This is a genomic window from Enterococcus sp. AMC1623, assembly GCF_058216495.1.
Window position 1 is genome coordinate 3,184,153 of record NZ_CM177096.1, and the last position, 13,961, is coordinate 3,198,113.

General features: G+C 35.9%; 12 protein-coding genes. 7 read left to right on the plus strand and 5 right to left on the minus strand.

Annotated features, from left to right (window positions below; all coding sequences use genetic code 11):
• A complete protein-coding gene (locus AC4BC7_RS15635) occupies positions 1-1,047 on the minus strand; it encodes a GntR family transcriptional regulator (protein WP_207941588.1) in 1,047 nt (348 codons plus the stop codon).
• A 154-nt stretch (positions 1,048-1,201) separates the two neighbouring features.
• Here AC4BC7_RS15635 and AC4BC7_RS15640 point away from each other — a divergent pair, with 154 nt between their 5' ends.
• Both AC4BC7_RS15640 and AC4BC7_RS15645 read left to right on the plus strand, forming a co-directional pair.
• Positions 1,202-2,494, plus strand: a complete 1,293-nt coding sequence (locus AC4BC7_RS15640) for a glycoside hydrolase family 125 protein (RefSeq protein WP_207941589.1) — start codon at positions 1,202-1,204, stop codon at positions 2,492-2,494.
• 10 nt (positions 2,495-2,504) lie between these two features.
• Positions 2,505-5,180 (plus strand): alpha-mannosidase, encoded by a 2,676-nt coding sequence (locus AC4BC7_RS15645; RefSeq protein ID WP_207941590.1) that lies wholly within the window; start codon positions 2,505-2,507, stop codon positions 5,178-5,180.
• Between the two features lie 53 nt (positions 5,181-5,233).
• Here AC4BC7_RS15645 and AC4BC7_RS15650 read toward each other — a convergent pair whose 3' ends face one another.
• The gene (locus tag AC4BC7_RS15650) at positions 5,234-5,539 is read right to left on the minus strand and encodes a CHY zinc finger protein (protein ID WP_207941591.1); all 306 of its coding nucleotides are present in this window, start codon (positions 5,537-5,539) and stop codon (positions 5,234-5,236) included.
• A 67-nt stretch (positions 5,540-5,606) separates the two neighbouring features.
• Here AC4BC7_RS15650 and AC4BC7_RS15655 point away from each other — a divergent pair, with 67 nt between their 5' ends.
• Entirely contained in the window at positions 5,607-6,149 is a 543-nt protein-coding gene (locus AC4BC7_RS15655) for a biotin transporter BioY (protein ID WP_207941592.1), read from the plus strand.
• Between the two features lie 58 nt (positions 6,150-6,207).
• Here AC4BC7_RS15655 and AC4BC7_RS15660 read toward each other — a convergent pair whose 3' ends face one another.
• Genes AC4BC7_RS15660 through AC4BC7_RS15670 form a run of 3 tightly spaced genes read right to left on the minus strand, consistent with a single transcriptional unit; the run spans position 6,208 to position 9,884 of the window.
• Positions 6,208-7,506 carry an alpha-L-fucosidase gene (locus tag AC4BC7_RS15660; RefSeq protein ID WP_207941593.1) on the minus strand — a complete coding sequence of 433 codons (1,299 nt, stop codon included), beginning with the start codon at positions 7,504-7,506 and terminating at the stop codon, positions 6,208-6,210.
• A 9-nt stretch (positions 7,507-7,515) separates the two neighbouring features.
• On the minus strand, positions 7,516-7,995 hold the full coding sequence (locus AC4BC7_RS15665; RefSeq protein ID WP_490503339.1) for a hypothetical protein: 480 nt from the start codon (positions 7,993-7,995) through the stop codon (positions 7,516-7,518).
• 11 nt (positions 7,996-8,006) lie between these two features.
• Positions 8,007-9,884, minus strand: coding sequence for a beta-N-acetylhexosaminidase (locus AC4BC7_RS15670; protein ID WP_490503340.1), 1,878 nt, complete (start codon positions 9,882-9,884; stop codon positions 8,007-8,009).
• 337 nt (positions 9,885-10,221) lie between these two features.
• On the opposite strand from AC4BC7_RS15670, the gene AC4BC7_RS15675 reads away from it, so the two are divergent.
• The 4 genes from AC4BC7_RS15675 to AC4BC7_RS15690 all read left to right on the plus strand — a co-directional run bounded on the left by AC4BC7_RS15675 (position 10,222) and on the right by AC4BC7_RS15690 (position 13,929).
• Positions 10,222-10,569 (plus strand): hypothetical protein, encoded by a 348-nt coding sequence (locus tag AC4BC7_RS15675; RefSeq protein WP_490503341.1) that lies wholly within the window; start codon positions 10,222-10,224, stop codon positions 10,567-10,569.
• Positions 10,570-10,683: 114 nt separating this feature from the next.
• Positions 10,684-11,625, plus strand: coding sequence for a type 2 periplasmic-binding domain-containing protein (locus AC4BC7_RS15680; RefSeq protein WP_490503342.1), 942 nt, complete (start codon positions 10,684-10,686; stop codon positions 11,623-11,625).
• 422 nt (positions 11,626-12,047) lie between these two features.
• Entirely contained in the window at positions 12,048-13,001 is a 954-nt protein-coding gene (locus tag AC4BC7_RS15685) for an ABC transporter permease (RefSeq protein WP_207941596.1), read from the plus strand.
• A gap of 13 nt (positions 13,002-13,014) precedes the next feature.
• On the plus strand, positions 13,015-13,929 hold the full coding sequence (locus AC4BC7_RS15690) for a carbohydrate ABC transporter permease (RefSeq protein ID WP_207941597.1): 915 nt from the start codon (positions 13,015-13,017) through the stop codon (positions 13,927-13,929).
• The last annotated feature ends 32 nt before the right edge of the window (positions 13,930-13,961 follow it).

The following is a 13,961-nucleotide window of genomic DNA, read 5'->3' on the forward strand; positions in this document are numbered from 1 at the left end:
TTAAATTTGTTTGGTTGATTGACGTTGAACGAAAGTAACGGGAACTTTAATATCTGTGGGAACTTGATTGTTTTCGATCCATTCGATTAACGTTTTACCAGCAATTTCACCAATTTGTTTGAAATCCTGGGCGATGGTTGTCAAAGGTGGTTCCACAAATTGCGATGCTTGGATGTCATCAAAGCCAATAATTGAAAAATCAGTGGGAATAGCGTATCCTGCTTGTTTTAGCGTACGCATCGCTTCGATTGCTACTAAGTCATTTTCGCAAACAAGCGCCGTTACTTGATTGTCGATTACATAAGTTAATAGATGTTCGTTAGTCGCAGTAATATCAATAGAAGACGTATGGAATGTTAAGTTTGCGCCATGTAATGCTTTTAAATAGCCAATATAACGATTTCGTACCGATTGTGGATGCAAGGAACGTCCAAATAAATAGGCAATTCGAGTATGTCCGTCCTCAATTAACGATTGGGTAGCTAGCTGTCCTCCTGCCATGTTATCAGATAAAATTGTCGGAAAATTTAGTTCGAAATTCTTTTTATCTAAAGAAATGACAGGGAATGCTTTGAGAGCTAATTCTACTAACGTATCTAAATATTGATCCGTATTTTCAGCATAATAAATCAAACCATCATATTCTTGCATTAGTTCAGTGGCATTTTTTTGAGAAAACACCTCTAAAGTTCCCATAGCGACTTCAATTTGTTGGTCTTGCATGATCGGCAATAAGCCGTCTGTAAAATTTCCTAAAGATAAATCATGCAAAAAAGGTAAAAGAAACAAAATACGGGTTGCTTTGGTTGATACACGCTGGGTGACTTGTGGTGGCGTTTCTTTCACAAAGCTTCCTTTCCCTCGTACACGATAGATTAATCCGGCTTGTTCTAGTTCGGTTAACGCACGTTTAGAGGTAATCCGACTGACGTGGTATTGTTCAGACAATTCCTTTTCAGTTGGGAGTTGACTATTGAGCGGTAACTGACCAGAAAAAATTTGTTTTTTCAAATCATTTAATATTGTTTTATATAACGGCTCTTTCATAAAATCCTCCTCTTTTAAATGATATATCATATTTAGATAATAACATAAAAAGTTAAAAAAATAAATCATTTTATGAAAGAAAGCGTAGACATTTTTGTTTTTTATAGTATAATCAAGATATAAAATATATCAAATTGTTGGAGGATGACAATAAATGGCTTATAAAGATATACCAAATTCGGTGCAAGTGTTTATGGATAAAATTACAGAAAAATGTGGAGAAGAGCATCAAGATTGGGCAACAAACTTTAATGCTGCTTTCGCCAATACGTTATTAACTACAGTAAAACGCCATGAGGATGGCACAACGTTCTTATTGACAGGAGATATCCCTGCAATGTGGCTACGAGATTCAACGGCGCAAGTTCGTCCATATTTAGTAGTAGCAAAAGAAGACGAAGATTTAGCAGCGATGATTAGTGGATTGGTGAAAAAACAATTTTTCTATATCAATATCGATCCGTATGCGAATGCCTTTAATGAAGAGGCTAATGGTGCAGGGCATCAAGACGATCACACTGAAATGAATGACTGGATTTGGGAACGTAAATATGAAATCGATTCATTGTGTTATCCTGTTCAACTAGCGTATCTACTATATAAAAATACTGGCCGTACCGATCAATTCAATGAAGATTTTGTAAATGGTGTGAAAAAGATTTTAGAAGTATTTGAAGTAGAACAAGATCACAATCACTCACCTTATAATTTTGTTCGTGATACTTGGCGTAAAGAAGATACCTTGATTAACGATGGGAAAGGTGTAACGGTTGCGCCAACTGGAATGACATGGTCTGGCTTCCGACCAAGCGATGATGCGTGTGCAGGCGGTGGTTATTTAGTACCATCCAATATGTTTGCGGTAGTTATCTTAGGTTATTTAGAAGAAATCTTTAGCAGTGTCTTAGAAGATACAGCGATTGTTGAAAAAGCTAAAACGTTGCGTGAGGAAATTCAAGAGGGGATTGAAGCGCATGGCCGTACACAAAACGCTGCAGATGAAGATATTTATGCCTATGAAGTAGATGGTTTAGGGAATGCCTCAATTATGGATGATAGTAATGTGCCTAACCTAATTTCAGCGCCTTACCTAGGATATGGTTCAATGAAAGATGAACGTTATCTACGTACAAGAAAAACATTGTTAAGCAAAGAAAATCCATATTTCTATGAAGGCAAATATGCAAAAGGAATAGGTTCATCGCATACACCAGAAAATTACATCTGGCCAATTGCTATGGCAATGGAAGGAATGACGACGGACGATAAAGCGGAAAAAGAACGCATTTTAAACCAATTAGTCGCAACAGATGCTGGGACTAATTTAATGCATGAAGGATTTGACGTAGATGATCCAACGCAATATACACGTGAATGGTTCTCTTGGGCCAACATGATGTTTTGTGAGTTAGTCATGGATTACTTTGATATTCAAGTAGAAAAATAGGAGAAAATAAATGAAGAAAAAAGTTTATATTATTTCCCATAGTCACTGGGACCGTGAGTGGTATGTGGCGTATGAGAAACACCATATGTTATTAGTTGAATTGATGGATGATTTGTTAGAAATTTTTGAAACTGATCCAGATTTTAATAGCTTCCATTTAGATGGACAAACAATCATTTTGGATGATTATTTGCAAGTGCGTCCAGAAAAACGTGCTGCTGTTCAAAAAGCGATAGACGATGGTAAATTGCGAATTGGACCATTTTATATTTTACAAGATGACTTTTTAATTAGTTCTGAATCAAACGTTCGTAACATGTTGATTGGAATGGAAGAAAGTCGTAAATGGGGGACACCTGTCAAACTAGGCTACTTCCCAGATACTTTTGGAAATATGGGGCAAGCACCTCAATTAATGCAAAAAGCTGGTTTTGAAGCTGCAGCCTTTGGTCGTGGTGTGAAACCAATCGGCTTTGATAACCAAGTGTTAGAATCTGAAAGTTACACCTCTCAATATTCTGAAATGTGGTGGAAAGGTCCAGATCAATCAGAAATCTTTGGCTTGTTATTTGCGAACTGGTACAGTAACGGGAATGAAATTCCTTCTGAAAAAGAAGCAGCCATTCGTTTTTGGGATCGTAAATTAGAAGACACAGAAAAATTTGCTTCAACCGATCATTTATTAATGATGAACGGCTGTGACCATCAACCAGTCCAAAAAGATATTACGAAAGCAATTGCGCTAGCGAATGAACTATATCCAGAGTATGAATTTATTCATTCAAACTTCACCGATTATTTAGAAGCAGTCCAAAAAGATTTGCCTGAAGATTTAGGTTCTGTAGAAGGTGAATTAACTAGTCAAGAAACAGACGGTTGGTATACATTAGCCAATACAGCTTCGGCTCGTGTTTACTTGAAACAGTGGAATACCCGTGTTCAACGTCAATTAGAAAATATTGCTGAACCATTGGCAAGTATGGCGTATGAAATTACGGGCAATTATCCACATGACCAATTAGACTACGCTTGGAAAACATTGATGCAAAACCATCCACACGACAGCATTTGTGGTTGTTCAGTCGATGAAGTTCATCGTGAAATGGTACCACGTTTCGAAAAAGCCAATGAAGTAGGAAAATACGTGGCAGAAGAAGCCGTAAATGCGATTACAGCTGAAATTAATACTGAAACTTTTGCCAAAGATAGTTTCCCATTTGTTGTCTTTAATACGAATGGTTTAGCTAAGAGTGGCGAAGCTGAAATCGAAATCGAATTGGAACGAAAAACATTTGCACAAGGTTATCCAGAACAACTATATCGCGCATTAGATGAAATGCCGAAAGGCGAGTATCACGTAGTAGATGAACAAGGTCAAACAGTTTCTGCTATTGTTTCTGAAGTAAATGTTCGTTTTGATTATGATTTACCAAAAGATGGTTTCCGTATTCCTTATATGAAACGCTATGTAACAGTAAAAGTTGCTGTTAAAGACTTACCAGCTTATTCATGGGAAACCTTTGCTTTAGTAGCCGGCGCAGAAGCTAATTCTTCTGAAAAATTAGCGAATGAAGATGGGCGAGTAATCGAAAATACACAAATTAAAGTAGAAATTGCTGAAAATGGTACGCTAGCAATTACAGATAAAGCAACCAATCATACTGTCGATAATTTGTTAATCTTTGAAAATGTCGGTGATATTGCCAATGAATATATTTTTATGCAACCAAAAAATGATCAAGCAATTTTATCTAGCAATGTGGTAGCGGAGTTAGAAATTGTTGAAACCCATGCTGAAAAAGCAGTCATCAAATTGACACATGTCTTAGATATTCCAGTTTCTGCAGATGAATTATTGGATATTGAACAACAAATGGTGATTGGTTTTACTGGACGCAAAGCGGGTCGTTCTAAAGAAACCGCACCATTAACGATTGAAACATTTGTGACAGTTAGCAAAGACAGTAAAAAAGTTGATTTTGAAACACATTTAAACAATCAAATGAAAGATCATCGTTTACGTGCATTGTTCCCAACTGGTTTACAAGTAGAAACCCACGAAGCAGATAGTATTTATGAAGTTGTGGAACGTCCAAATCAAGTTTCAGCAAGTTGGGAAAATCCAACGAATCCCCAACATCAACATGCATTTGCTAATTTACATGATGAGACACGCGGAGTGACTGTTGGAAACTTTGGATTGAATGAATACGAGATTGTGGACGATACGATTGCGGTTACTTTATTACGTTGTGTTCGTGAATTAGGTGACTGGGGCTATTTCCCAACACCAGAAGCACAATGTTTAGGGGAGCACACGTTTAATTACAGTGTCGAAGTTCATGGAACACCAGAGACACGCTACGATACCTACAAACATGCGTACACTGCCCAAGTTCCATTTACAGTTGCCCAAGTCGCTGTACAAGCAGGTCAATACCCAGCAACTTATCAATATGTAACTGTTGAAAGTGAAACGTTTGTTCCAACTGCCTTGAAACGCCGAAAAGCTGACCAAGCGTTAATTTTAAGAGGATACAACATGGCGGATGAAGCCAAAGCTTTAACCATTGAGAAAGCTGAGAGCAAACCAGTAGTCTTAAATTTATTGGAAGAGCTAACAGAAGAAATCTACACCTCAGAAATTCAGCCGTATGAAATTCGTACGATTGGTTTGATAAACTAAAAAAATTGAGCGCAAACTCCATGAAGAGGAGATTGCGTTCTTTTTTTGTACAATCAGTCTTTCGAGAAATAAATCGTTTCATGTAGTTGACAATTAGGATTAAACTTAGCCTGACAATAAGGACAAGCCCCTTTTTTATATTGGAAGAAAGTCAATGTTGTGTGACAATGTCCGCAGATAACCGGAGCAGCATCAGAAACAGCAATAGGTTCAAAAGTATGTGCTTCGCAAGCGTTATGACATTGATAACAAGCATAATATTTTTTACATTTATTGCATTTTAAACCTACAATATCATGTTCTTGATGGTAATGGAGGCATCTACCATTACCATCAATGTCTATTCCATAAATAATCATAAAAAAACCTCTTTCTTTTTGTTAACCATTATAATATAATTGGTTAACGAAAAGAAAGGAGTTTTTTATGAAAACAAAAGATATTTCTATGATTGCTATGATGATAGCCATTATTATAGTATTAGGAATGATTCCACCGATTCCATTAGGCTTTATTCCAGTCCCAATTGTTTTGCAAAATTTAGGTGTGATGTTAGCTGGTATTGTTTTAGGTGCGAAAAAAGGCGGATTAGCCATTGCGTTATTCTTAACTTTAGTAGCTATGGGGATGCCATTTTTGACAGGAGGTTCTGGAGGGTTTTCCGTTTTTCTAGGTCCTACAGTAGGGTATTTAATCGGCTGGTTTGTTTCAGCTATTCTAATCGGATTAGGTAGAAGTAAGTTTATGGAAACGAAAAATTGGGGAATTAAGTTTTTAATTGTAGCTATTCCAGGAGTATTACTGGTGGATTTATTAGGGTCTATCGGTTTATCTATAGTTACTGGTATGTCGTTATCAGCGTCTATTGTCTCAAATTTAGTTTTCATTCCAGGGGATACATTAAAAGTAATTTTGGTTATAATTATTGCCGAACGATTGTTAAAAATAATGAATCGTACAGAACGATAATCGATTGAATACACGCATAGAAAAAGCACTCAGAAAAATTTTTCTGTGTGCTTTTGTTTTAATCATTTAAAAAGATTTCAATAACTGGAACCAAAGAATCTGGTCGTTTAGTTGGTAATTGTAAGACAATGTCGTGGGGTTCGATAATTGTTTCCGTCGTTGTGATAACTTCTTCGGGATCGAAACCACGATAGAAAACTTCAGAACCATCATTTAAAAATTGTGCATAACGAATTTTTCCTGCTAAATCTTTTAAATGAATGTGGAAATATGGCCAAGAGAAAATATGCAAATAGAGTCGATTGCCATTTTGAGTGTAGCGACAGTCAATAGGTGGCACGAATTCACTTGGACCACAATTTTTAATTGAACGATTGTGTAGATAAAACCACTTACTTAAATCAGAGAAGCGTTCTTTGGATTGTTTATCAATTAATCCACGGCCATTTGGTCCAGTATTCATTAAGAAATTTCCACCTTTAGCTACCGTATCAATCAACATTTGCAGAATTTGTTCGGAAGATTTCCATTGTTGATTGTCACGATCGTAGCCCCAAGTACCATTCATTGTTTGGCAAGCCTCCCACAAAACAGGTAACCCATCTTTATATAATGGTTTATCTGGTTGGTATTGCTCCGGAGTGGTAATCCCATGACCTAAAGCAAAACGGTCATTAATCAACATTTCTGGCTGCAAAGTACGACAAATTTTTTCTAAACGTAAGGCATCCCAGTCTGCAGCACCTTTACCGACAGACCAGCCCCAATCTCGATGCGCATAAGAAAAATCAAACCACATATAGTCAATTTTCCCATATTCAGTTAACAGTTCAGTAACTTGGGCAGCTAAGAAATCTTGGTATTTCTTTAAATCACGCTGGTCGTTAGTTGCACGATAGTTTTCCTCGTCACGACAAGGGTGTAAGCCATCAATTGGAAATTCTGGATGATACCAGTCAATTAATGAATGATATAATCCGATTTTTAACCCTACTTTGCGAAATGCTGGTAACAGTTCGGCTAATAAATCTCTACCAAAGGGCGTGTTGGTAATTTTATAATCGGATTGTTTGGTATCCCAAAAAGCAAAGCCTTCATGGTGTTTTGTTGTAAAAACGACATATTCGGCACCGGTAGCTTTAATTTCTTGTGCCCATTGATTGGCATCAAACAAATCAGGATCAAAATGTTCAAAATATTTGCGATAGTTTTCAGGGGTAACTTGTTCAGTTGTCATAAACCATTCATGACGGGCACCAAGCGTGTATAAGCCAAAATGAATGAATGCCCCAAAACGAGCATTGGTAAACCATGTGGTATCTGGATAGCTTTCTGGCCAATTAATATATTTTTTCATTACGTCTCCTTAAATAAAATGTGTATTGGTCATATTGGTTTCTTCAATCACCCATCTGCCATTTTCTTTGACAAAGGTATGATGAGCTTCTGCAATATGATCGCGATAGTCATTTTTTCCTTTATTCACTGTTTTTTGCTGGGTTTCAACTAACATGCGGTTTTCTTCTTGTTTTAACACTTTAAAAGAAAGTAAGGTGTTTTCTAAATCGTATTCATCGAAAAAAGCTTGCATTTCTTTTTTTGTATCTGCTCTTGCAGTTGCAACCAATGTGGTGACATATAAGTCCACATCTTTGTTATTGGTAGCTTGTAAATTGGTTTCCAACGTTTCAAAGGCTGCAAGAGCATCCTCTTGATTCGAAATTTTTCCTTCAATTTCAATGTCTGTGTTGGTTGTCACGGTATCGTTGGTTCGGTTAGTCAATACACTAAATACAATAAAGATTGCTAAAAGGCTAATCATGCCTAAAAATAATTTGTTTTTCATCGATTCCCTCCTTAAACATCTGATAATTTGCTAGGGCTGACGATGCCGTGATATAAGTTTCGACCGATAATTCCTTCTGGCATAGGATAGGGTCCGTCAAATGGTAAACGTGTTTCTGCTAATTCTTCAAGCGGTTCATCCTGTTCAATCCATTGTGTGAGTCGCCAATGAGTTGTTTCTAAACGTGAAAGTATTCCTCCATAACGAATGTCCAATATTTCCCAGCCAAAAGGTTTGTTATTGGCAAACCATAGTTGACGATGTCGTTTACGCAATTTATCGATTAATAATTGTAGTTGCTCAACTTGTAAGAGCAGTTGTTGTCCAGAAGTTTTGTCTTGCGTTAGATAAGCTTCTTGTAGTTGCTTTCCTAGAGAAGTTTTGCTAGCTAAAACTTCAGCAACTAATTGATAATAGACAAATAAAGCGACCGTATTATCTGACGTTTCACATTGAGCTAATTCTTGAGCTAGTTTTTGATAATGTTCCGTTAGAGGAAAAGCTTCGATTGTTTTATCATATAAACCTAGTAAGAGATCTTGGTACAAGATTAATTTACTAACTGCTGAACCGTCTGGATTTTCTGGTGCAACACCAGGTGTTTGGTCAAAGCAATCTAGTAAGAGAAAGCTATCAGCTGATTCATGTTGCAATTCGTTAAAGCGTAGAGCAACCAATTCGTCCGTGACAGTTGTATTAAACTGGTGTTCTGCGAATAATTGTAAGCCGTATAACGCAGTGTCCAAAGGTGTTTCGGCACCATCGTCACCCCAAAGTGTTGCATAAATTGAGGAGATTTGTTGCTTTTTACAAGCTGAGAGTGCCGCATGTGTCGTGGCGATAGTTTTGCTATAATTTGGTGCAATCCCATTCCAAGTCCAAATGCCTCCAGCAAACACAATCGGTTTCTCTAATTCTTTATGATGTGCTAATAACTGTAGATATTCTGCTTCTTGATGATGATAATAGTCCCAATAGACCATTTTAACCTCAGGAATACTTGCTACTACTTCTTTAGGAATATCAAAATCAGGATCATAATAATCCCCTGTTTTCGAGCCTAAGCGGAAATACATATCGCTCCACATTTCAACCTCTAGACCTAATGAATTTGTAATTTCTAAAACTTTGGCTAAATGCCGATTCATTAAATCAAAGCGATTTTGTAAGCCATGCTTTTGTAAAAATTGTCCTAAGCCTAATTGATGCGCTTCATCCATTCCGATATGAATTTTATTGGTTCGAAAAGGTTGGCTAACTGCTTGAATAGCTTTTGTTAAAAATTGATACGTTTTTGGTTCGTCAACAAGTAAAATATCTTCTGTATCACGAAATTCACGAGTAAAATTCCATTTCAATGGATTTTTTAAGTGGGCTAACACTTGAATAGCTGGAATGACTTCAATTCCTAATGCATCTCCATAATCATCAATCTCTTTTAATTCCGCCGATGAATAGCGTCCACGGAAATAACCGAAATAAGGATACTCTAGAATTTCATACGTATCTTCCATGTAAAGCATTAATTGATTTAAACCAAGTACGCTACAAGTCGCTAAAAGTTCTTTAATTTTTTTGACTGTTGGGACTGCATTTCGCGATGCGTCAACCATGGGACCAATTGCTTCAAACTGAGGATATTCTTTAAATGAAAAATTTGTTTTTTCCCAATGAGCAAATAATAAATTTAGGCCTCTAAAACAGTGGGTTGCTTCTGCAAATGAGATAGTGATGTCGTTTGCTTTTTTTTCTACTGTAAGAGGTCCTTTTCGGTGAATAAGTTGAATGGGTGTTTGTGAACGATCAAGACGAAAGTGTAGTTTATTTTGTAGAAGAGATAATCCGCGTTCTACAGAAGAAACATCGCCTGTGAAATATACCGCTTTCATTTTAGTGCTCCTTTCATACTTCTTCTAATAGTATACTTAAAACAAAAAGTATTTTCTATGGAAGAGACAATTTTACATAGTAGAATCAAATTTTACATAGCTAACTATTTGTCTTTAGGAAAAAAAGAACGTTTAAACAGAATTTGTTTGAGTTTTCCCATCTGACACGAGCAGGTTTTATCTACATAAAAATAGGGGTGGAAACGTTGATAAATCAATGTTTTTTAGCCAAATGTCAAAAACCACACATTGAGTACCATTGCTATCCACGTTAGCGTTATAAGTGTTTTTTTAAAGGAAGTTCTAATAAAGAGGGAAAAGAAATCGAACAAAAAGCTTGGTTGCTTTGCTTCCGTGTGGTGTATTTTTAATAGCCTGCGGAGGAAATAATGAAGCCGAAACTGCCAAAAGTGAGGTTAAATTAGGCGAAGTTAGCGAATTTCCAGTTATAGAAGAAAAGAATCAAATGACCGTGATGGAACTGAACAGGGGTGCTGCCGAATGGAAAGATATGCCGTTTTTCCATAAAATGGAAAAATTAACGAATATCGAATTTTCATTTAATACATCACCTACAGCTGATTTTAGTACAAAGCTAAATTTAGCCTTTGCGGGGAATGATTTATCTGATGTTTTATTTGGTACCGATCAAAATTCATTAACACCAGCGATGGAAATGGATTAGGGTTCACAAGGGATTTTAATACTATTAGAAGATTTAATTGATGAAAACATACTCAATCTGAAAAAAATCTTAGATGAAGATCCTAACGGCAATGGGAAAAAAGATGAAATTCCATTGACAGACGTTAAAATGGATAATTCTCGTCCATGGTTGATGAGTGCATTTGGGATTACAGATCGTGGGATTGAAGAAATTGATGGCAAAGTTGTGTATACACCGATGACTGAAAACTACAAAGAATATGTTACATTTATGAATAAATTGTATTCTGAAAAATTAATTGACCCTGAAGTATATGGTCAAGCAGAAGAACAAAAACAAGCCAAAGGGCAAAATAATCAAGTGGGTTTATTCCCAGATGGGTTCTCGTATTTCACTACTGGAAAATCTGAAAAAGATGCGATGGATGATCCATTGTTCCAACCATTAACTTCAGATATTTCACCGGAAGCTGTTGTACCAGGTAGTCCACGTATGGCACGTGAGATATTTGCTATTACCAAAAATTGTCCATCTCCAGAAGGTTGGGTAGATTACTTCTATAGTAGAGAAGGATTAGTTTTATTAAGTAAAGGTCCTGAAGGTGCCTTGTGGGAATATGCTAAAAATGATGAAGGAGAACAAGTTCGTATCTACGCAGAAGGTATTGATAAAGAAGATACAGAAGGTGAACGTTCTAAAATTACACCAAACTACGGTATTACTGTACCAATCATGGGTTATCCTGAAACACCAGATATGATGATTCTCAACGACTCTAATGATAAACCTAATCGTGATTTCATTGAGTTCCTTGATTCAGAAACCCAAGCAAAAATGACACCCTATGCGAAAGTAACGTATCCATTATTATATCTAACAAAAGAAGAAAACTACAAAACACGTGATTCAGAAACAGATTTGAAAACGTATGTCGAACAAATGGAAGCGAAATTTATTACAGGAGTCGAGCCTTTATCTAACTGGGATAAATATGTAAAAACTATCGAAAGTATGGGAGTAGAAGAATACGTGTCTATCTATCAAACAGCATATGATCGTTGGGCAGAGAAATAACTAAAAATGGAGACTATGATATAACTTTTTCTAACGATTCGCTATATTCATAGTCTCGTTTTTATTGCCTCATTTTAGTTCGTTACTTGTTATATAATTTTCTTGTTACAGATGCCTACAAAATGCTTTAGGAAACAATTAAGTCGCATGCTAACCTGTTAGACAACTTCAATTAGTGCTTATAAAGATCAATAGAAATTAAAAGGAAGCGTAATAAGCGATGACATAAAACCAAAGCAGAGAAATCTTTGACTATGTGAAAAATAAAAAAGAGTGTCATTATATTGAGAAAATCATTTTAAAAGAGTTGGTATATCAATATTTTGCGACTATGGTCAAAAACCACATATTGAGTACCATTGCTATTCAATGTAATCTGAAAGTGCTTTCAGGCAACGTTTTTCAAAAAGGGGGAAAAAGATATGGAGTTAACTGGAAAGAAACCTCAGCTAACTACAAAGCAGAAAAAAAGAGAAGATGTTAAGAAAAAGCTATTTGCTAGTCGTCAATTGTACTTATTTGTTTTACCAGCATTCTTAGTTATTTTTATTTTCTCTTATATTCCAATGTACGGTGTAATTATTGCATTTAAAGATTACGTACCAACATTAGGAGTTTGGGGCAGTCCATGGGTAGGAATGAAACATTTTGAACGTTTCTTTAATTCTTATTATTTCTGGGACCTATTAAAAAATACATTGGGTATCAGCGTCTATTCATTAGTTGTTGGATTCCCGCTACCAATTATTTTAGCGTTAGCTCTAAATGAAATTAAAGATGGTCCATGGAAGAAATTTTCACAAACAGTTACATACGCACCGAACTTTATTTCAGTCGTAGTAATGGTTGGTATGATTTTAGCTTTCTTAAATCCATCTACTGGTTTAATCAACCATGCGTTAAACTTTTTTGGGATTGAACCAATTTCCTTTATGGAAGATCCAAAATGGTTCAAAACCGTGTATGTATTATCAGGTGTTTGGCAAGGAACTGGTTGGGGCTCGGTAATCTATCTCGCTGCATTAGCAGGTGTTGATACGCAACTTCATGAAGCGGCAATTGTGGATGGAGCTTCTCGTTTACAACGTATTTGGCACATTAACTTACCAACTATTCGTCCAACAATGGTTATCTTATTAATTATGAACGTTGGTTCTGTTATGAACTTAGGATATGAAAAAATCCTATTGATGCAAAACCCATTAAATATGGAATCTTCAAATGTTATTGCAACGTTTGTATATGAACAAGGTTTGTTAGAAGCTCAATATAGTTATGCGGCAGCTGTAGGTTTGTTTAACTCAGCAATCAATGCTGTACTATTAATTGTTGTAAATAAAATTGCTGCCAAATTAGGCGATTCAAGTCTATTCTAGAAAGGGGATTTATATGGAAAATCGATTAGTCAAAGATACCAAAGCAGATAGAGTGTTTATGATATTTACCTATATTTTCGTCTTTCTTTCTGTAGCGATTGTCTTATATCCGTTAATTTATATTGTAAGTGCTTCCTTTAGTGATCCCTTAACGGTAAACTCGGGTTCAATGTGGTTATATCCAAAGGGCTTTACATTAGAAGGGTATAAAACAATTTTAGAAAACAATAGTATCTGGCGTGGGTATTTAAATACGATCTATTATACTGCTTTAGGAACATTTATTAACTTATTATGTACATTACCAGCAGCGTACGCGTTGTCTCGACCAGACTTTTATGGTCACAAAACATTTACCACTTTCTTATTAATTACCATGTTTGTTAGTGGAGGTTTAATTCCCTCATACTTATTGGTTAAAAATTTGAATATGTTAAATACAGTTTGGGCGTTAGTATTACCAGGTGCGGTATCGGTTTATAACTTAGTTGTAACAAGAACGTTCTTCCAAACAACCATTCCACGTGAAATGGAAGAAGCCGCAATTATTGACGGATGTAATGATTTCAAATTATTTACACGAATCATTTTACCGTTATCAACACCAATTATCGCTGTTATGGCTTTGTTTTATGGGGTTGGTCACTGGAATAGTTTCTTCAGTGCTTTAATTTACTTATCTGATAAAACAATGTATCCATTACAAATGGTTTTACGTGAAATCTTAGTATTGCAAGACATGTCATCAAATAGTATTGGTAGTAATATGACTAGTGATATGGCGGAATTAATGTTTAGTAAGCAACAACTAGCAGCCGTTATCAAATACGGTGTCATGATTGTTTCAACGTTACCAATTATCGTAGCATATCCGTTCTTACAAAAATATTTTGTAAAAGGTATGATGGTTGGATCAGTTAAAGGGTAGTGTTTTACGGCAATTGCCGATTAATAAAAATC